Origin of the sequence: Bacillus sp. H1a (assembly GCF_000633475.1) — a bacterium.
In the GTDB taxonomy this organism is placed as follows: Bacteria; Bacillota; Bacilli; order Bacillales; family Bacillaceae_G; genus Bacillus_A; species Bacillus_A paramycoides.
On record NZ_AYMH01000029.1, the window covers coordinates 62,451 to 80,895 of the forward strand.

Here is an 18,445-nt window from a genome sequence, read left to right on the forward strand (position 1 = left end):
TCTGTTATCTATACGATATATAGGAACTAACGTTTGTGATAAACTAAAAGATGGATAAAGGGGGCGTTTACTTGAACAATTTTAATGATATAATCCAAAATTTAAATAACATAGTATATAAACCAAATAACTTAATGATCACTAATTTAAAAGAAGAAAAACAAAACTCGGAGTATGCAGGGGCGTTATTTCACTTAAATAACAAAACGATACGTTTTAGAGTATCAAAAATTACTCCTAATAAAATTGGTCAATTTGTTTCTTTTTGGGAAAAAAATGAAAACATGCAAAATCAAGCATTTTCTTATGACTCTGCTCCTGACTTATTAGTTATCACTTGTATAGACGATAATAAACTAGGACAATTTATTTTCCCAAAAGAGATTCTTCTTAAAGAGAAAATATTGAAAACTCAAAGTCAAAAAGGAAAGATGGCTATGAGAATTTATCCGATTTGGGATATCCCTGTTAGCAATCAAGCTAAAAAGAGCCAAATGTGGCAACTTCAATATTTTGTTGATTTAAGTGATACTAATAATTTATCCATAGACAAACTATTACATTTATATTCGTAGCTTCTTGTTTTAGTTTTGTATGTGGCTCCAAAAAGTAGGTTTTTTTCTGTATCGCAGAGGCATTTATAATAATGCCTCTTATTTTAATTTTCATATTAAGTTATCTTGTGAATTAGAATTTTTTGTACCGGTACAGTTAAACGAAATGTACATTGTTACAGTACCCCATCAAATTTACAATCAGCATATACTATTTTAACTTATAACTAATAAGGGGTGCTGAATATGACAAGATTACAAGATCGGCTTTTTACAAGATTGAACCTTGAAAAACGTACTGAAATAAAATTTGAAGAATTAAGTACAATACTCTTTTCATTTGCACACACTATACCGTTTGAGAATTTAGATGTAATAGCAGGTAATCCGAATAAAATTTCTATGGAAAACTTACAGGAGAAAATTTTAACTAGTTCCCGCGGTGGACTTTGTTATGAATTAAATACTCTTTTTTATTATTTTTTAAAGGATAGTGGTTATGATGTACAACTCGCACTAGGTACCGTATATAAAAATGATATAAACGCTTGGGCACTTGAGGACGGACATATAACAATTATTTTAAATAATGATAACGTACGGTATTTAATTGATGTAGGTATAGCTTCGTTAGTACCTCTCGTTCCTGTACCTTTTACTGGTGAGTCTGTTTCTTCAAAAAATGGTTCGTACCGAGTGAAACGAAAAGATACGAGTAAAGGAAATTATGTTCTAGAAAGAATAGATGTTGATGGAGAATGGAAAGTTTGTCATGCTTTTTATAATCATATTATTGATGAGTTAGTAGTAAACGAGGTTCAAAGAAGAGTAATAGAAGAGGAGAAGTCTATTTTCAACAAGGGACCAATTGCAGTAAAGTTGACGAACGCTGGCCATGTCTCTTTAACGAATACTAGTTTGACTGAAATTATTTATGGAGAAAAAACGAAGCGTGAAGTTACAGAGGAACAATATAGAGAGCTTTTATATACTTTCTTTGCTATTAAGTTATGAATAAATATATAGCCGGTTCTTATTCAGAATCGGCTATTTGTATAATTTTTGGTTTAAAAGGTTTTCTTCTAATATGTTTTGGAAACTGCGGTATAGTTAGTGTTTTTAGCGTTTCTGCAGCTTCTTCATACGTATGAAAAACGGGTTCTTTTCCATTGTCTCCTTGCAAAACTAGTCCTTCATCTCGGATTACATACGGCATAAAACCACTCCTTCTAGTAAAAGAATTATGTCCTTTTGAAATAGAATGATACGATTTAAAGTTTGATTTTCTTAATAGATATAATACACTAGAACAGTATAAAAAAATATGTACAATGAATTTTGAATGTAAAGGAAGATCATTATGTCAGTTATCGATAAATTGAAACTTAATAAGTATACAAATATGGTCGTTATTAACGAGCCAAGTGATTATGACATTTTCACAGGTAAAGAAACTTCGTTTTCAAAAGAACACGATGCTATTTTTATTTTTGTAGAAACGCTTGATGAAATGGTGAAACAAACGAATTTTATTATTAATAATGAAGAATTACTAAATGAAAAAGGGTATGTGTTCTTCGCATATCCGAAAAAAGGTAATTCTCGTTACAGTACGTTTATTCACCGTGATGAGATGTTTCCAGCATTACATGTTGGGGAAGATGGGTATGTAGGAAAAAGCGATATTAAATTTGCGCGAATGGTAAGTATGGATGACGTCTTCACAGTTGTTGGTTTAAAGCGTGAAAAGAAAAAAGCGAAGAAAACACCTGCTGCGAGTCAATGTGTTGCTGATTATGCAGATCGTATTCAAGATGTTGAAGCATTATTGGCTAATCATCTAACTGAACTTAAGTTTTATCAAAGTTTAACTCCTGGATATCAAAAAGATTGGGCGCGTAATCTTTTTTCTGTAAAACAAGAAAAAACACGTGAAAAACGTCTTGAGAAAATGATTGAAATCCTTTCACAAGGATATAAAACAATTGAATTATTCCGTAAGAAAAAAAATAACGATTAGGAAAGTCATAATGATGCAACAATTAATTGCGATGAGTACATTGAAAAAAGGATTCCTTTCAGTATACTAAAGTATGTTCTTATATTTAAATAATTAGCAAAAGAGAAAAGGTGTTTGAAATGAAATCGTATATTGTAGTTGGAGCTGGAATTTTAGGAGCGTCTACTGCTTATCATCTTGCTAAGGCTGGTGCGAACGTTACTATCGTAGATCGCCAACAATTAGGTCAAGCAACTGATGCAGCAGCAGGTATAGTATGTCCATGGCTTTCACAACGTCGTAATAAAGCGTGGTATAAAATCGCTAAGGGCGGTGCACGTTACTATTCTTCGTTAATTCAGCAATTAGAAGAAGACGGTGAAACGGATACAGGATACAACCGTGTAGGTGCAATTAGTTTACATACTGACGAGAAAAAGCTAGATCAAATGGAAGAGCGAGCTTATAAACGACGTGAAGATGCGCCAGAGATTGGTGAAATCACTCGTTTATCAGCTGAAGAAACGAAAAAATTATTCCCAGCATTATCGGAAGAATATAGTTCTGTTCATATTAGTGGAGCTGCACGAGTAAATGGAAGATCATTACGCAACGCATTAATAAGCGCTGCGAAAAAACATAGTGCAACTTTCATAAAAGGAGATGCAGTATTAGTCCGTGAAGGGAATCATATTACTGGAGTTAAAGTAAACGACGAGACAATTTTAGCAGAAAAGGTAATTATAACTGCAGGCGCTTGGGCGGACGAAATATTAAACCCATTAGGTATTAATTTCTTAGTTACGTTCCAAAAAGCACAAATTGTTCATTTGCATATGGAAAATACTAATACAGAAAATTGGCCAGTTGTTATGCCGCCAAACGATCAATATATTTTAACATTTGACAATGGTCATGTCGTAATTGGTGCAACACATGAAAATGATACTGGTTTCGATCATCGTGTAACAGCGGGTGGTTTACATGAGGTATTCCATAAAGCATTAACAGTTGCGCCTGGTTTAGAAGATGGTACAATGCTTGAAACGAGAGTTGGATTCAGACCATTTACACCAGGATTCTTACCTGTTATCGGACCATTACCTAACTTTGAAGGTATTCTCGTTGCGAACGGATTAGGAGCTTCAGGTTTAACGGCTGGTCCATACTTAGGAGCAGAACTGGCTAAACTAGCGCTCGGACAACCTATTGAATTAGATATAAATGATTATGATGTTGCTGGTGCAATTGAATAATAAAAAAGATTAGGATAGAATCCTAATCTTTTTTATTTATACTTAATTACTATATGGAGTGGGGGTTCTTTTGAATAAAAACACTACTGACAGAATAATAATTACAGCCTTCAAACTGCCCCAATATGGATAAACAGCATGGTCTGTTAAACTAGCATATTGAAAAATATTCTCTAAACCGAAAATCCCTATCATGACTGCTAAAAGGAATGAAGCTGATCCAAACCTCCCATTACGATAGAGGGTAAATAAATACACCGCGAAAATTAGTGGTAAGATAATTTGTAGTACGATTGTCATAGTTCGTCCCCCAGATTATTTATAATTATATTATATACAAAATTGTAATAAAAAGGAATGTTGGTTGTTTGATACTAATAGAACTACTCTAATCATATTCTTCTATAAAAAAGAATAAAAAGGAGTGTACAGTTAATTGACAAAAGTTAAAGTTAGTTTACGACCCATTGTTCATAATATAAATTTACCGACTGTAATGAAAACAACTATACTTCCGGGTGATTCAACTGAAAGACTATTTATTGCAACACAACTGGGAGAGATTTTTTACATAGGAGACGGAGTTATAAAAACATTTTTAAATATCCGTCCGCAAGTTATCAAGTTAGGTACATCTGAAGAAGGCGTTTCTAGTAGTGGCTATGATGAACGTGGATTGCTAGGTCTAGCGTTTCATCCACAATTTTATCAAAACGGTTTATTTTATCTTCATTATTCAGTAGCTGGAACTCAAGGACCGGGTGCGCTTACTGAACAATTTAAACCGAATCCTTGTGACCCTAAAGCTTTAAACTTAAAGTGGGTAAATAGAGATACTCAATATGATCATATCGATACAGTTGAAGAATGGACTTTACAATCACATGGTCAACCTCAAAAAAGACGAACATTACTTAATATAAGAAGGCCCTTTTTTAATCATAACGGAGTCAATAGTTTAAACTTTTCACCGGAGACTGGAAAACTTATTTATACAAATGGAGATGGTGGATCGGGTTATGATCCATTTAATTTAAGCCAGGATGATTTAGAAATAGCAGGTAAAATAATTGAAATCGATGTAAGTAAAAATACATTCATACATAATCCGCCAGTTGTTACACGTTTCAATGAACTTCCTTTATCTATACAAGAAACACTTACAGTAATTGCGAAAGGAGTTCGTAATATAACAGGTATTTCATTTCAAAGATTTTATAATCAATTTGTAAAATATGCTGGAAATGTCGGACAGGATATTGTAGAGTCTATTTTTTCGTTTGTTCATTATAAACCAATCCCGGTTACCGAACTTGTTCAAACGTATTTAATGAGATCTACTCCTAATCAAGAAGGATTTATTAACTTTGGTTGGCGAGGATGGGAAGGAGACTTGCCCACCTCTTTTATAAGACACTGTTCTGAGAATCCTACTTTGGATGAGAGAACAATGGCTTATTATGATGAAACAATACAAACATCAGTGAAGCGTATTCAACCTCTTATTAGTTATTTTCATAAAGATTCTAGACCGGATAAGTTTGGAGGAACTGCACTTACAGGAGTTCAGCCATATATGGGAACTGCAATCCCGAATTTAAATGGTAGTGTTGTGTTTACTGATCTCGCCAAGAAAGAAGAATCTCAATCTCCAGTTAAAGGCGTTTTAGCTTATACTAGAGCAGGTACAGACGGTAAACATAATGACTTTCATGCTATTGAAACCAATTATGATTTTGGTGCTCAGGCAGCTTATTATGTTAGTTTGGCAACAAATTTGGATCAAACTAGATTATATTTAGGAGTGTATGGTTCTATGAAAGTATCTGATTTTAATAAAGGTACTATTTTTGAAATTGTTCCTTGATACGATATAAACTCTCAGTCTAAATTCTTCAAAATGCACGATCTGTTGTCCCCCTAAAAATACTTCTATGTATAAACGACTATTGTATAGTGATCGATAACCAGCAGAAAGTAACGCATAAACAAAAAGTGTATGAATAATATAGGAAGTGATGAATTAGGTATATTTAGGGGGGATTTTGATGAATCGGTTTGTGCGTTATTGGTATCAACTGATGATAGAGCAGGATGCGAATTTTGTTCATAAAAGAAAGTTTTCCCTTGTAAATAAGTTAGTAATTACAGCTTTAATGAGTGCATTGGCCACCATGTTTCAAGCGGCAGGGAACTTAATTCCTGGTATAGGATTACTCATTAGTCCATTTGCGACGTTACCGATTTTTTTTGCTATTTGTTATTCTTTTCGTGAGGGAATACTCTCTTATGTCCTTACTATTTTCCTACTATTTATTATTCAACCAAGCGAACTATTTGTTTTCCCTTTTACTACAGGTTTATTAGGTATAGCATTAGGAGTATCCTTTCTACAATTAAAGAGGAGAATATGGGTTGTTTCCTTTTCTGCGACATGCCTACTTATAGGTATTATTATCGTTCTCGATATTTTCCATTTTCCAGTACTCGGTCCTGCTGTTCATACAACTATGGATATAAAAATTATTTCATTAATATTTATACTGAGCTTTCTATACTGCTGGATCTATGCAGGTCTTTGTAGAATAATGATGAATAGATTATTTAAAGTATTGTATTAATAATGTCATAAAATATTTTTGAACGAATATACGTGTGATGCCATAAAAGTTTAAAAAGAATCAATAAACATAAAAAAGGCTACTGTTTAGTGCCAAAATAATTTACAATATAAACTTTTCTCGGATATTTTCATAGATTGGAGAATAATTCATGACTAACGTTGCGATTAGAAGACCGAATTCGAATGATTTAGATGAACTGTACTTGTTTTTCCGCATGGTTATTACGAATACATATAAAGATGAAGGATTATCACAATTATTGGATGACAAAGAAAATGAAATTAATACGAAAAAGCAATATTTGAAAAATGATTTTGATAGTAATGGAGAAAATCGTTACTTTTTATTAGCAATAGATACAAGTAACGAAAAAATCATTGGAACAATTGAAGTCGGTCCAGCAAGTACATTGATTAATAGTTGTACTGGCGATGTACTTAAAAATTCATATGAAATAGGAACTGTATTTGTCCTTCCTGAATACCAAAGAAAGGGTATAGGGAGTTTACTACTAAATGCAATGTATCTTACATTATTTAGCAGAGGGATAACCGAATACTGTTTAGATAGTGGATACAAAAAAGCACAAAGTATATGGACAAAAAAGTTTGGAAAACCTAGTTATGTACTGAAGAATTATTGGGGAGAATCAAGCGATCATATGATTTGGAAAAAGAGTTTGCATGATATACCTATTATATTTGAATTATAAAATGAAATATACCTCTGAACGTAGCTTTTCTTACATATGTATGCTATTATTTATCTTTATAATAAAAGAGGACGTGAATGAACTTGATTAAAATTAATATTCCTGAGGCTGATGTTTCAATTACTGAACGTAAACAAGTTATTAAAGGAGACGAGCCGATAATTACTCCTATTAACGGTTTTATCGATTTCCACTTGTTTCCTAGAGATAAAGGCGGCATTTTTATGTTTTACAATATTAATGACGAACTTCTTTTCGTAGGTAAAGCTCGTAAGATTAGACAACGTATTAAGAAACATTTTGAAGACAATGTTTCACCAATTAAAAATCACCGTGATGAAGTATACCGCATTGATGCATGTATCGTAGAAGATCCAACAGAAAGAGAAATTTACGAAACATATATCATTAATGAATATAAAGCAAAATATAACGTTGATAAAGTATTCTATAAATAAGCAACATAAATAAAAAACAATCCTAGCATATATACTGGGATTGTTTTTTATTTAGCTTCATTCTTCATTTCTTTCTCCTTTTTTAAAGTGATTAGCAACAATTAAACAGAAAAGCCCTATAAATAAAATTATTACTCCAAGCGTTTTATGTTTTCCTTCAAAGAAAGGAATGTCTGAAATAACATTAGTCATACATAACCCTAAAAACACAAGGATGGGTCCCACCCAAAGTAATACATTGCCGAATTTTGTATGCTTCCACATATTAACCCTCCTCGATTCTCTTTACATATATATCCATAATTTAAAAGTAAATTCATAGAGAAATATAGTTTTTTTCATATCGAAAATTTAACCTTCATATATTGGTACAAGCAAACGAGAAAGGAGACCATCATGAATTGGTTAGAAGCTTTTATTTTAGGCATAATTCAAGGTTTAACAGAGTTTTTACCAATAAGTAGTACAGGGCATCTTTATTTAGGAAGGCATTTGTTTCAATTAGATGAAGCAGGATTGTTTTTAGATACGATGCTGCATATTGGGACTTTGCTTGCAGTGTTTATTTATTACAAAAAAGAATTTATATATTTAATTAAAAATCCATTTTCAAAGCTAATGTTATTACTTATTGTCGGGACGATACCTGCGGTCGTAATCGGATTATTATTTAAAGATTTCTTTGAAGGTATTTCAAAAACAGGTATCACCATTGGTTGGGAGTTTTTAGTGACAGGTTTATTTCTGTATATGGCCGATAAACAAAAGAATGGTCGTAAAAAAATGGATGACATTACATATAAAGATGCATTTATCATCGGTTCATTTCAAGCAGCTGCTATTTTCCCTGCAATTTCTCGCTCTGGTATGACAATTGTCGCTGCATTATGGAGAAAGCTAGACCGTGAAACAGCTGCTTACTTTTCTTTTTTATTATCAACACCAGCAATTGTCGGAGCTATCATCTTGCAATTTGTTGATGTTTTTCAAGGGAAAGCAGAATCTATTTCTAGTACATCCTTAATTGTCGGAACGTTATCAGCAGCTTTCTTTGGTTACATAGCAGTTTCATGGATGATTCAATATTTAAAACGTCATTCATTAAAAGTATTCGCGTATTACGTATGGGGGCTAGGTATTTTAATTTTAACGTTGCAATTTACTCATGCATTTTAAATATAATGATAAAGAAGCTATTAGTTTAAGATCCTGTTTCATTCATACACGACAGGATCTCTTTTTATTAAGGGGGAAAATATGTTTAATAAAGCTATTGTTATTGGTGGAAGTATTGCAGGAAAACTCGCAGCAAAAGCATTATCAACTACTTTTAAAGAAGTAATCATTTTAGAGGCTGGAGAAAGATGGAACGGAATAGACTCTCGTAAAAGAGTTCCACAAAGCAATCACCCTCATGTGTTATTAAAAGGCGGAGAAAAAGCCATTGAGGAATTGTTCCCTAATATTACTAATGAATTAATAGAAGCAGGCAGCATCGTAAATAACTTTACTCGGGATTTAAAATGGCATCAATTTGGCTTATGGAAACAGCCATTTATAGGAGAAGTGCATATGATCCAACAAAGTCGTCCTATGCTAGAATCATATATTCAAAACCGAATTGAACAAGTTTCAAATATTACTACGAAGTATGAAATATTGGTTGAAGCATTACAAGTAGATGAAAAACGTAACAAAGTATATGGAGTAAAGGCTAAATGTTTAGAGAAAGGCACGCAAGAAGAAATTCACGCAGATATTGTTGTTGATGCGAGTGGATTTGGTTCAAAAAGTATAGGGTGGTTACGAGAATACGATATTGAAGTGAATGAAGAGAAAGTACGCATTGATTTATTTTACGTAACTAGAATGTTTAGGCTAAAAGAAGATGAGACGTTAGACTATTGCAATATGCTAATGTCTCCAAGTTTTCCAGAAAACCCTTATGGTGTACTTATACAAACGATTGAAGATAATCGTTATTTTGTTACTTTTAGTGGATATGCAAATGAGAAAGCACCACAAACTGATGATGAGTTTTACGATTTTGCTGAAAATCTTTCAATCCCTAATGTAACAGATTTTCTAAACAAAGCTGAGGCGATTACCGATATAAAAACGTACAAAATTCCTTATCAAGTACGTCGGAGATTTGATCTAGTTAATAATTTACCAGAGGGATTGTTAGTAGTTGGAGATGCACAATGTCGTTTTGATCCCGTTTTCGGCCAAGGTGTTTCAGTTGCAGCTATGGAAGCTCACCAATTGCAAGTACTTCTGCAAGGTAGAAAACAGCTCGATAAAACATTTACACAACAATTTTATAAAAAAACCGCTAACATAATAGAAACCCCTTGGGATATGACAACAACGGAAATATCACGTCACCCGCAGCTAAAGAGAGAATTAACTATGAAGCAAAAGTTTCAGCTTTGGTACACGAAACAAATATATCGACTATCCGCAAGTGATTCTGACGTTTATATTCGATTAGTACGAGTGATGAATTTAATTCGTAGTCCATTTCATCTTTTTCATCCGAAAGTGTTACTAGCTGTATTACTTAATCGAAAGAAATAGCAGGAATATAATCGATTAAAAAAGAATGTATAACAGTTAGTAAATCAAGAAGGAGTATACTGGATGGAAATATACATAGAGCAACTAAAGAAACAAGATGCTGAGGATTTATTTACGTTTGAACTTACGAATAAATCTTTTTTTGAAACAATGGCACCAAATCGCGGTTCAAAATATTACGATTTTGAATATTTTCAAAAACTACTAGACGATTTATTAATAGAACAGGCAGATGAAAATTCTTATTTTTATTTAATTCGTAATGAAGAAAAAGAAATTGTAGGACGAATAAATTTAGTAGATATAGATACGGAAACACGAATCAGTTCCTTAGGTTATCGAGTTGGAGAAAAGTTTACTAAAAAAGGAGTTGCAACAGCAGCTGTAAAATTAATTTTAGACTTAGCGAAAAATAATGAAATTAATGAGGTTCATGCTAAAACAACGACTAATAATCTCGCATCACAAATTGTACTAGAAAAAAGCGGATTTTCTTATAAAAACGAAGCAGATACAACTTCTGTAGAATTAAACGGAGAACATGTAAATTTTATACATTATATTTGGAGAAATACTTCGTGTTCAAAATAATAGGGGGGACTTATTCATGAAGGATTTACGTTATCCAATTGGCCAATTCACTTATGAAGGTACAATTACAGAAGAAATGATTGATAAATGGATTCAAGAAATTGAGGATTTACCAAATGAATTAACAAAAGCGATAAAAGACTTAGATCAGAAACAGCTAGATACACCGTATCGTGTTGGTGGATGGACAGTTCGTCAAGTCGTTCATCATGTTGTAGATAGCCATATGAATAGCTACATACGCTTTAAATTAGCACTAACAGAAAAGAATCCGACTATTAAGCCATATAAAGAAGAAAAGTGGGCAGAGCTACCTGATTCAAAGCTACCAGTAGATGTTTCACTTGTTATGCTAGATTCATTACATAAAAGATGGGTAAACTTATTATATTCTTTAGAAACTACGGATTTAGAAAAGACATTTAATCATCCGGAATCTGGAGAAACAAAACTTGCTGCTGCAATCGGTTTATATGCATGGCACGGTCGTCATCATACAGCTCATATTACGTCGCTCCGAAAGCGTCTAAATTGGTAAAATGGAAATTACATTAGAGAAGGCGACAGAAATTGATGCAGAAATTATTTTTCATATGCAAGTAGAATCATTTAGCTCATTATTAGAAAAGTATAAGGATTATGAAACAAGTCCAGCAAGTGAATCCATTGATAGAACAATTTCAAGAATAAATCATCCGGACGGTGGTTTCTATAAAATTATAGTAAATACGAATCTTGTTGGCGCGATATGTATTTCACGCAAAGAAGATCCCTCAAGATTTTGGATTAGTCCAATGTTTATTCATCCAAACTATCAAGGAAACGGAATTGCTCAAAAAGTATTAATTTTAATCGAAGAAATGTTTCCGGAAGCAACTACTTGGGAGCTTGCTACAATTTTAGAGGAAGAACGAAATTGTTTTCTATACGAAAAGATAGGGTATAAAAGAACAGAATTAAAAAATAAATTAAATGATAAAGCAACTTTAATTTATTATAAAAAAGAAAGGTAAAGCACATTTTAAACGCTTTACCTTTTTGTGGTCTTTTAGATTAAATATACAAATTTAGTGTATATTATTCCAAAATATTCGGGTTAGTATTTTTAAAATAGAATAAATATACAAAAACAAACTATTTTGTCGTGTATGTTACTAACGCTTTTTGAATACTTAATATGCTATCGTCGCCTTTAAATTCTTTCGTAATTGGCGCGCTCAAACTAGAAACCCAAATTTTAAGTTCTGCATCTAAATCAAAATGCCCAGCTGTTTCAATACTAAATTGTGTAATACTTTTATAAGGGATAGAATGGTATTCTGTTTTTTTACCAGTTACTCCTTGTTTATCTACTAAAATAAGACGGCGATTTGTAAATACGATTAAATCGCGAATTAATTTATAAGCATGCTCAACTTTTTCATCATCTAGCATAATCTTTTCTAAATCACGTTCTACGCTTTCTGTACTCGCATTTGATGCATTTCCTAAAATACCACTAAATAAACCCATATGAAATTCCTCCTTTATAATATGTGGAATGAGTTTCTTATATTGTACCATGCTATTGAATAAGAAATTATGACATAAGTTCAATAGTTTTTCGCTAAAGTTGCAATTAATTTATATAACCTCATCCTAAAATCTTGTGCTAACATGTAATTAAGAAAACAGAAGCAGAGGGATTAAGCATGAATAATATCGGTTTAGTTTTAGAAGGCGGCGGAATGAAGGGGTTATATACTGCAGGAGTACTCGAGTATTTTATGGAAAGGGACTTATTCTTTCCATATGTAGTCGGTGTATCCGCTGGAGCATGTATGGGAGCAACATATTTGTCACGTCAAAAAGGAAGGAATAAGAAAGTAAATACAGAGCTAGTAGCAGATCACAGATATATATCTTATCGAAACTTAATTCGAAAACGTGAATTATTTGGAATGGATTTTTTATTTGATGAAGTACCAAACAAAATTGTACCGTTTGATTTTCAAACTTTCCTAAATTCAAATGAACAGTTTGTAATCGGAACAACCGATTGCGAATCAGGACAGGCAGTTTATTATAATAAAATAGAACACGGAAATGATATTTTGAAAATTATTCGTGCATCAAGCTCTGTGCCATTTATTGCACCTGCCGTAGAATATGATAATCGAAAATTGTTAGATGGAGGGATTATAGATCCTATTCCAGTTTTCAAAGCACAGAATGATGGTTATAAAAAGAACGTTGTTATTATGACAAAGCCAGAAGGATACGAGAAGCAGCGGAATAAATTTTCTGGGCTGTCCAAAATTTTATATAGAAGATATCCGAAAATCGCAGAACTTTTAGTAGAACATTATCGTTTTTATAATGAAACCGTATCTTATATGAATCACAACGAACAAAAGGATAATTTTTATGTAATTCAGCCAAGCGCACAGCTTCCTATAAGCGGAATAGAAAGAAATAAAGAAAAGCTCGTTAATTTATATAATCTTGGATATAACGATGCTCATAATCATTATGAAAACTTATTGAATTGGATGAAGAAATAAAGGGGTGGAAAGTTGATATTAGGAAAAAAGGTTATTTTTAATGAATTGCTGAAAATGCATAGTCCTCTGAATAAGCCATTTCCTTATCGTGACACACGAAAATTGCAGCAAGACTATAAAAATACATTTACAGAGGATGACTGTATAAATGCCGATTTAAATTATTATTGGATACATACAGCAGGAACTTTGAGTAGGGTACTTAATAAAAACGAACATAAAATTTCGTTTCAACAAATACTAAGGCTACGAAAATCGTTTTTTGAATGTTTTCCGCAATATCGTATTCTTGAAACAGAAATTGTGAAATATCCCATTTTATATAGAGATTTCATGAATTTTGAAAAGGTTAGAAAACTGTTACTTTACTACCTTACTAAATAAAAACGAACAGGTTAAATGGCTTGTTCGTTTTTTAGTTCATAGAATATACAATATTACTACCTTGTTTATATAGGGATTCCTCTTATAAGAAAGAAGTACATATATAATGCTGGAAAGGAGGGAAGAGGAGTACAATTATAGTTCGCTTTTAAATAACACACGTAAGGTTCATATTTATACGCCTCATGATTATTCTCACACTTCACACCTCCAAGAACTTCTCATTGTATTTGATGGAAATTCATTTATTGAAAATCTTTCAATCACAAGAACACTTAATTATTTAATTTATGAAAAAGAAATTCAATCTTGTATTACTGTTGCAATTGATCATGTAGATCGATTAAATGAGCTCACTTATAACGATAAAATGAATAAATTTTTAACAGATGAATTACTTCCTTGGATTAAAGCTAGATATCATGCGCTTAAAGAACCAAAGCATACAACAATTGCTGGTTTAAGTCTTGGTGGTTTAGCAGCCTTTTATGCAGCACTTCAAAATCCTCATATTTTCGGGGATGTGCTGTCATTGTCAGGATCTGTACATTGGAAAAAGGAATGATTCAAAAATAATATTCCTTGGATGGAGAATCAAATTATATCTGTAAATTTAAATGCAAATCATGTTCAATTTTATATGACAGCAAGACAACTTGAAAACGAACCTCTTTTAACGGCGAATAGACACCTGTATGAAGCTTTAAAAGAAAAAAGGATATCAAACCACTTACGAAGAGCTTCAAGGCGGGCATGGTGGCATTTGGTGGCGTAAAAAGTTATCTGATGGATTGAAAACATTAAAATATACAAAAATGACACTGTAAAATGAAAGGGAGAATGAATTTATGAATCAAGATGAATTAGATAAGAAACTAAAAAAACAAGAAATTTTAGTGAAAGATGAGAAAGTTTGGTCTTATACGTATGAGGATCATATTAGTTCTATCGTTAAACGGGCAGAAAAGACAGGAGCGTTTAATGATTTACCTGGTAAAGGGAAACCTCTTAATCTTGATAAAGACCTTTCGTACAATCCTGAAAAACAACTTTATAGAACTTTGAAGAATAATCATGTTTTACCTAGGTGGATTGAACTTTCGAAGGAAATTGATAATCTAAAAGAAAAGCAAAAAGAGGCAACAGATGCAGAAGAAGTAGCTAAACTAATTCAAACTATCAATAAAAAGGTCTCAGAACATAATTTACTTTGTCCGCCAAGTGCGCAAAAAATGAGGGTGAAAACGGATTTTTAGCTTTTTTTAATGAAACCACTTTTCGCTATCTAATAGGGGTAGGCATTTATAATTTATCTTTAAAGAGAGGCAAGAGAAATGAAGAATACGTATCAGCTTAAAATACCGAAAGAACTCGAGCAGTATCGAAGTGTTTTTGAAGACAGTGTGAAACCTTATATTAAAGTGTTTGGAACTCAAGCAGCAACAACGCTTTTTGAGAGTGAATTTGGTGGATACCCGTATTTACCTTTAAATCATGATCATCCTAAAGATTCAAATGGACAACCTATGATGTTACTTGCGCAGTGAAACTTTGAAGATATTCCTCATATTGAATTTATGCCAACTAAGGGACTGTTACAATTTTTCATTAGTGCAGAAGATGAACGTTTTGGAGCAGACTTTGAGCAACCAACTACACAAAAAGACTTTCGTATTATTTATCATCCTGAAATAACGCAAGATTCAACTAAGATTATCATTGATTTTAGTTATTTAAACACTTTAAATTTAGAGGAGTTTATCATACCTGAAGCAGCAAAACTAACATTTGAATTAGACTATCAACCTGTATCTGCTAGAGACTATCGATTCGAAAAGATTTTTCAAGATAACATTGATTTAGAAAAAAATATTAATGATGAAAATGAAATACTAGAACTAAGCGACCTATACGATGAACATTATGATGGTGAAGGTCATAAAATTGGCGGATATCCATTCTTTACACAAACTGATCCGAGAGATTGGAGAGAAGAATTATTAGAACATAATGTGTTATTATTACAAATCGATACTGATGACGCTTTAAACATTACGCGGGGAGATGCTGGTGTAGCTAATTTTCTTTATACATGAAAAAGATTTAATAAACTTAGATTTTTTCAATGTAGTTTATAATTGGGATTGCTATTAAAATAACAATTTAGAGCATTGCTTATTTTGAAATAGGGAATAGGAGCCTATTTCTTAGCGTATATATGTATAAGTGTTATAAAACAAAAATCTTTCTAACAGTTAGGAGGATTTTTTTATAAGAATAATTAATTATGTTAACTAAATTAATAATAGAAGTTGTAATAAAAGTCAAGTGATGATATGAAATAAATAAAAATAATAGAACATGTAGCAAATCGTATATGTAGCTAAAAACGATAAATCAATCAGTGGAAAATTTATTAGTCATAGAAATATTTTAATCGAATTTTAATTTTTGTTATAAATGTATCGTTACATAAATTTTTTTGTGCTTATAAACAGAACGATTCATGAATTTTAAGTTCGAATTTGCTATGAACTGATTAAATATAAATTTAGTGATAAAAACGTAAAAAATCATTTAAATTTGATTTAGTATAAATTTCATTAAAAATCTCCGTCTCGTCTCATTAAGTATAGTTTACTTGGTTTTTGATACAGTGAAGTGTCTATTTTATATAACTTTGTATAATATATATTATGTAAACTAGAAAAAAGTAATAAACTAAATATGAATTAATTTATAGTTTTACACTTCCCTTTTTTCTGTTTGTTCTTGATTAGTTGTTTGTTTGATGGATTGATAAAACTTAATAGCTTGGATGTTAAGTTTATAAATTGCTCTAATATATTTTGTTGCTTATTTTCATCAATAATACAGCAAAATATATTTTAGTTAAGACTATAAAAAGCAATTTGTTTAAAGTTAACGATTAAACAAATTGCTTCGGTATTAATTGAATAAATAATACGTTTTTAAATTAGTTTGCTACAGCAATTGCTTCAATTTCAATTAATAGTTCGTCGTGAATTAGTTTGTTAACTTCTAAAGCTGAACTAGCTGGTGGATTATTTGTGTTGATGTATTGATCTCGAATATCTCTAACAATGGCCATTTGCGAAATGTCCGTTAAGAAAAATGTTAATTTTACTACATCGTTAAAATTTAATTCTGAAGTTTTTAATGCGATTTTAATATTTTCAAATACTTGTCGCGTTTGTATTGCTAAATCTCCAATTCCAACTATCTGGCCATCAGTATTAATAGCTACTTGTCCAGATATGTAAATTGTGCGTTTAGCATTATTGACCTCGACTATATGCGAATATCCGAAAGTTGCTGGCATATTTTCTGGATTGATAAATTTCTTTTGCAAGGTGCCTCTCCCCTTTTTATATCGTATTTTCTTCATGTTCAATTTCAATTTTGGATGACTATCTATTTTACAAATGATCTTTCACATATCCTTCTGCTACACATGCGAAGTAATAACATGCTGCTTATATTTATAAAATTAAGTATTTAATTGATTATATATGTTTGATTTTTTTGAATGCTGATTCTAATTATGTCTTGTTTTATTAATTCTTCAGTTACTTTTGTATAGAAAAAGTGATACCACCAAATAAAAAATTCTTCGTAAGTTATTTCTTTTGAGTATCTGCTGCTTGCAAAGTATTTTTTTAAAGGTTTCTCATTTTCTTTAAATAATAAGATCAAATCTTCACTGATCGTGTTCGCGATTTCGCTAAGTATAGATAAGTTAGCTTTTTTAAACACTGGGATAACAGGTTGTGAATTTTGATATAAGCCTAATTTCTCGTAAAATACATTTAAATTTAAGTCTGCTTGTTTATCTACTGCTACAAAATTTTTAACTAATTGCTTTTTCGTATAATTAATATCAGTAATAACATCGTGAAAATGTTCTTTAAAAGCTTCTTTATTCGCATTTATTAAATTTAAAGTCGTATATCGAGTGTTTCCATAAAGTCCAATTTGATATTCTCCTAAATCCAAATACGTATTACCATACATTCCATAGGCCTCTTTGTCTGTTTGTTCTTGTTCTAGAATCGCATAATAATATCTTTTATTGTTTCTCAAAGGCCGTTCTGTTTCTAAATAGTTTTCTTCAATGTTAATTATTTGTCCAAAATCTAATAACACACCGCTATAAAGTAAAAGACTATACGATTCTTTAGCTAAATGATTAAATGTCTCGATTCTTTTAGAAATAGCATCAATTTGATTATAATACTTCTCAATTATGTTAAGTGTAGGTTTAATTAGAGGCTCACATAGTTCATACAGCTTTTCTCCTTCATTAGCTGTTATAACCATACACGTTGGATAGTAACTCCCTTCTGTCTTTTTCAATAAACCTTCTAGTTCTAGTGAACGCATTTGTTTTTCGAATTTCTCGTTAGTCCAATTTAGCTTCGTTTTTATAGCGTTCGATTCTATGCCCAGATGGAGCATTACTAGTAAATATCGTAGATTTGTTCCACTTATTTCTATTGATGGATAATTATCTCCAGATGAAATCATTTTAGCCTCATAAGCTGTTTGCAGTATATTCTCTGGGGTATTATTAACAACTAACATTAAATCCCTCCTTTTTTAATAAAAAAATTGTAAAATCTATGTATTTATTATGTTCTATAAATAAAAATAAGTATCCTCTAATAAACTGAAATTAAAATCCTCAGTATACTCCTTTTGGATAATTAGATGAATTCCTGCT

At 31.6% G+C, this 18,445-nt stretch carries 21 protein-coding genes and 3 pseudogenes; 18 read left to right on the forward strand and 6 right to left on the reverse strand.

The window, feature by feature from the left end:
• Nucleotides 1–71: 71 nt before the first annotated feature.
• Together U860_RS0114200 and U860_RS0114205 are read left to right on the forward strand one after the other, a co-directional pair.
• On the forward strand, nucleotides 72–575 hold the full coding sequence (locus U860_RS0114200) for a MepB family protein (RefSeq protein ID WP_025149050.1): 504 nt from the start codon (nucleotides 72–74) through the stop codon (nucleotides 573–575).
• A 225-nt stretch (nucleotides 576–800) separates the two neighbouring features.
• Nucleotides 801–1,568, forward strand: a complete 768-nt coding sequence (locus tag U860_RS0114205; protein ID WP_025149051.1) for an arylamine N-acetyltransferase — start codon at nucleotides 801–803, stop codon at nucleotides 1,566–1,568.
• Between the two features lie 19 nt (nucleotides 1,569–1,587).
• On the opposite strand, the gene U860_RS0114210 is transcribed toward U860_RS0114205, so the two are convergent.
• Nucleotides 1,588–1,770: a hypothetical protein gene (locus U860_RS0114210; protein WP_002172113.1), complete on the reverse strand. Its 183-nt coding sequence runs from the start codon at nucleotides 1,768–1,770 to the stop codon at nucleotides 1,588–1,590.
• Nucleotides 1,771–1,914: 144 nt separating this feature from the next.
• Between U860_RS0114210 and U860_RS0114215 the strand changes: the two genes are divergently transcribed.
• Entirely contained in the window at nucleotides 1,915–2,574 is a 660-nt protein-coding gene (locus tag U860_RS0114215) for a YdeI/OmpD-associated family protein (RefSeq protein WP_025149052.1), read from the forward strand.
• Between the two features lie 119 nt (nucleotides 2,575–2,693).
• Nucleotides 2,694–3,809 (forward strand): FAD-binding oxidoreductase, encoded by a 1,116-nt coding sequence (locus tag U860_RS0114220; protein WP_025149053.1) that lies wholly within the window; start codon nucleotides 2,694–2,696, stop codon nucleotides 3,807–3,809.
• A gap of 42 nt (nucleotides 3,810–3,851) precedes the next feature.
• Here U860_RS0114220 and U860_RS0114225 read toward each other — a convergent pair whose 3' ends face one another.
• A complete protein-coding gene (locus U860_RS0114225) occupies nucleotides 3,852–4,109 on the reverse strand; it encodes a hypothetical protein (RefSeq protein WP_002172116.1) in 258 nt (85 codons plus the stop codon).
• 136 nt (nucleotides 4,110–4,245) lie between these two features.
• Here U860_RS0114225 and U860_RS0114230 point away from each other — a divergent pair, with 136 nt between their 5' ends.
• The 4 genes from U860_RS0114230 to U860_RS0114245 all read left to right on the forward strand — a co-directional run bounded on the left by U860_RS0114230 (nucleotide 4,246) and on the right by U860_RS0114245 (nucleotide 7,603).
• The gene (locus tag U860_RS0114230; RefSeq protein ID WP_025149054.1) at nucleotides 4,246–5,676 is read left to right on the forward strand and encodes a PQQ-dependent sugar dehydrogenase; all 1,431 of its coding nucleotides are present in this window, start codon (nucleotides 4,246–4,248) and stop codon (nucleotides 5,674–5,676) included.
• Nucleotides 5,677–5,857: 181 nt separating this feature from the next.
• Nucleotides 5,858–6,430, forward strand: a complete 573-nt coding sequence (locus U860_RS0114235; RefSeq protein WP_025149055.1) for a hypothetical protein — start codon at nucleotides 5,858–5,860, stop codon at nucleotides 6,428–6,430.
• Between the two features lie 151 nt (nucleotides 6,431–6,581).
• On the forward strand, nucleotides 6,582–7,145 hold the full coding sequence (locus U860_RS0114240) for a GNAT family N-acetyltransferase (RefSeq protein ID WP_025149056.1): 564 nt from the start codon (nucleotides 6,582–6,584) through the stop codon (nucleotides 7,143–7,145).
• Between the two features lie 77 nt (nucleotides 7,146–7,222).
• A complete protein-coding gene (locus U860_RS0114245; RefSeq protein ID WP_001048941.1) occupies nucleotides 7,223–7,603 on the forward strand; it encodes a nucleotide excision repair endonuclease in 381 nt (126 codons plus the stop codon).
• A gap of 57 nt (nucleotides 7,604–7,660) precedes the next feature.
• Here U860_RS0114245 and U860_RS0114250 read toward each other — a convergent pair whose 3' ends face one another.
• Nucleotides 7,661–7,867, reverse strand: coding sequence for a hypothetical protein (locus tag U860_RS0114250; RefSeq protein WP_002172120.1), 207 nt, complete (start codon nucleotides 7,865–7,867; stop codon nucleotides 7,661–7,663).
• A 132-nt stretch (nucleotides 7,868–7,999) separates the two neighbouring features.
• On the opposite strand from U860_RS0114250, the gene U860_RS0114255 reads away from it, so the two are divergent.
• The 5 genes and pseudogenes from U860_RS0114255 to U860_RS0114275 form a co-directional block, all read left to right on the forward strand.
• Complete coding sequence (locus U860_RS0114255) at nucleotides 8,000–8,779, forward strand: undecaprenyl-diphosphate phosphatase (RefSeq protein ID WP_025149057.1); 780 nt, start codon at nucleotides 8,000–8,002, stop codon at nucleotides 8,777–8,779.
• Nucleotides 8,780–8,860: 81 nt separating this feature from the next.
• Nucleotides 8,861–10,183, forward strand: a complete 1,323-nt coding sequence (locus tag U860_RS0114260; protein WP_025149058.1) for an FAD-dependent monooxygenase — start codon at nucleotides 8,861–8,863, stop codon at nucleotides 10,181–10,183.
• A gap of 63 nt (nucleotides 10,184–10,246) precedes the next feature.
• A complete protein-coding gene (locus U860_RS0114265; protein ID WP_025149059.1) occupies nucleotides 10,247–10,774 on the forward strand; it encodes a GNAT family N-acetyltransferase in 528 nt (175 codons plus the stop codon).
• A gap of 16 nt (nucleotides 10,775–10,790) precedes the next feature.
• Nucleotides 10,791–11,312: a YfiT family bacillithiol transferase gene (locus tag U860_RS0114270; protein ID WP_025149060.1), complete on the forward strand. Its 522-nt coding sequence runs from the start codon at nucleotides 10,791–10,793 to the stop codon at nucleotides 11,310–11,312.
• A 1-nt stretch (nucleotide 11,313) separates the two neighbouring features.
• A pseudogene (locus U860_RS0114275) lies at nucleotides 11,314–11,787 on the forward strand (GNAT family N-acetyltransferase); the annotation flags it as partial.
• A gap of 121 nt (nucleotides 11,788–11,908) precedes the next feature.
• On the opposite strand, the gene U860_RS0114280 reads toward U860_RS0114275, so the two are convergent.
• The gene (locus U860_RS0114280; RefSeq protein WP_025149061.1) at nucleotides 11,909–12,286 is read right to left on the reverse strand and encodes a PH domain-containing protein; all 378 of its coding nucleotides are present in this window, start codon (nucleotides 12,284–12,286) and stop codon (nucleotides 11,909–11,911) included.
• 179 nt (nucleotides 12,287–12,465) lie between these two features.
• Here U860_RS0114280 and U860_RS0114285 point away from each other — a divergent pair, with 179 nt between their 5' ends.
• The 5 genes and pseudogenes from U860_RS0114285 to U860_RS31540 all read left to right on the forward strand — a co-directional run bounded on the left by U860_RS0114285 (nucleotide 12,466) and on the right by U860_RS31540 (nucleotide 15,855).
• The gene (locus U860_RS0114285) at nucleotides 12,466–13,317 is read left to right on the forward strand and encodes a patatin family protein (RefSeq protein ID WP_025149062.1); all 852 of its coding nucleotides are present in this window, start codon (nucleotides 12,466–12,468) and stop codon (nucleotides 13,315–13,317) included.
• Nucleotides 13,318–13,329: 12 nt separating this feature from the next.
• Nucleotides 13,330–13,701: a YxiJ-like family protein gene (locus U860_RS0114290; protein ID WP_025149063.1), complete on the forward strand. Its 372-nt coding sequence runs from the start codon at nucleotides 13,330–13,332 to the stop codon at nucleotides 13,699–13,701.
• A gap of 136 nt (nucleotides 13,702–13,837) precedes the next feature.
• Nucleotides 13,838–14,528: pseudogene (locus U860_RS31535) on the forward strand (alpha/beta hydrolase-fold protein); the annotation flags it as partial.
• 21 nt (nucleotides 14,529–14,549) lie between these two features.
• The gene (locus U860_RS0114300) at nucleotides 14,550–14,957 is read left to right on the forward strand and encodes a DUF1992 domain-containing protein (protein WP_025149064.1); all 408 of its coding nucleotides are present in this window, start codon (nucleotides 14,550–14,552) and stop codon (nucleotides 14,955–14,957) included.
• 78 nt (nucleotides 14,958–15,035) lie between these two features.
• Nucleotides 15,036–15,855, forward strand: a pseudogene (locus tag U860_RS31540) (YwqG family protein).
• Between the two features lie 823 nt (nucleotides 15,856–16,678).
• On the opposite strand, the gene U860_RS0114310 reads toward U860_RS31540, so the two are convergent.
• Both U860_RS0114310 and U860_RS0114315 read right to left on the reverse strand, forming a co-directional pair.
• Nucleotides 16,679–17,074: a RidA family protein gene (locus tag U860_RS0114310; RefSeq protein WP_025149065.1), complete on the reverse strand. Its 396-nt coding sequence runs from the start codon at nucleotides 17,072–17,074 to the stop codon at nucleotides 16,679–16,681.
• A 146-nt stretch (nucleotides 17,075–17,220) separates the two neighbouring features.
• Entirely contained in the window at nucleotides 17,221–18,306 is a 1,086-nt protein-coding gene (locus U860_RS0114315; RefSeq protein ID WP_029952987.1) for a hypothetical protein, read from the reverse strand.
• Between the last annotated feature and the right edge of the window lie 139 nt (nucleotides 18,307–18,445).

What these genes read in the sequence shown, in the direction of transcription:
- U860_RS0114265 (WP_025149059.1), top strand. Translation starts at nt 10,247, where the DNA reads ATGGAAATATACATAGAGCAACTAAAGAAACAAGATGCTGAGGATTTA.
- U860_RS0114235 (WP_025149055.1), top strand. Translation starts at nt 5,858, where the DNA reads ATGAATCGGTTTGTGCGTTATTGGTATCAACTGATGATAGAGCAGGAT.
- U860_RS0114270 (WP_025149060.1), top strand. Translation starts at nt 10,791, where the DNA reads ATGAAGGATTTACGTTATCCAATTGGCCAATTCACTTATGAAGGTACA.
- U860_RS0114210 (WP_002172113.1), bottom strand. Translation starts at nt 1,770, where the DNA reads ATGCCGTATGTAATCCGAGATGAAGGACTAGTTTTGCAAGGAGACAAT.
- U860_RS0114285 (WP_025149062.1), top strand. Translation starts at nt 12,466, where the DNA reads ATGAATAATATCGGTTTAGTTTTAGAAGGCGGCGGAATGAAGGGGTTA.
- U860_RS0114205 (WP_025149051.1), top strand. Translation starts at nt 801, where the DNA reads ATGACAAGATTACAAGATCGGCTTTTTACAAGATTGAACCTTGAAAAA.
- U860_RS0114315 (WP_029952987.1), bottom strand. Translation starts at nt 18,306, where the DNA reads ATGTTAGTTGTTAATAATACCCCAGAGAATATACTGCAAACAGCTTAT.
- U860_RS0114240 (WP_025149056.1), top strand. Translation starts at nt 6,582, where the DNA reads ATGACTAACGTTGCGATTAGAAGACCGAATTCGAATGATTTAGATGAA.
- U860_RS0114260 (WP_025149058.1), top strand. Translation starts at nt 8,861, where the DNA reads ATGTTTAATAAAGCTATTGTTATTGGTGGAAGTATTGCAGGAAAACTC.
- U860_RS0114245 (WP_001048941.1), top strand. Translation starts at nt 7,223, where the DNA reads ATGAACTTGATTAAAATTAATATTCCTGAGGCTGATGTTTCAATTACT.
- U860_RS0114215 (WP_025149052.1), top strand. Translation starts at nt 1,915, where the DNA reads ATGTCAGTTATCGATAAATTGAAACTTAATAAGTATACAAATATGGTC.
- U860_RS0114250 (WP_002172120.1), bottom strand. Translation starts at nt 7,867, where the DNA reads ATGTGGAAGCATACAAAATTCGGCAATGTATTACTTTGGGTGGGACCC.
- U860_RS0114300 (WP_025149064.1), top strand. Translation starts at nt 14,550, where the DNA reads ATGAATCAAGATGAATTAGATAAGAAACTAAAAAAACAAGAAATTTTA.
- U860_RS0114220 (WP_025149053.1), top strand. Translation starts at nt 2,694, where the DNA reads ATGAAATCGTATATTGTAGTTGGAGCTGGAATTTTAGGAGCGTCTACT.
- U860_RS0114255 (WP_025149057.1), top strand. Translation starts at nt 8,000, where the DNA reads ATGAATTGGTTAGAAGCTTTTATTTTAGGCATAATTCAAGGTTTAACA.
- U860_RS0114280 (WP_025149061.1), bottom strand. Translation starts at nt 12,286, where the DNA reads ATGGGTTTATTTAGTGGTATTTTAGGAAATGCATCAAATGCGAGTACA.
- U860_RS0114225 (WP_002172116.1), bottom strand. Translation starts at nt 4,109, where the DNA reads ATGACAATCGTACTACAAATTATCTTACCACTAATTTTCGCGGTGTAT.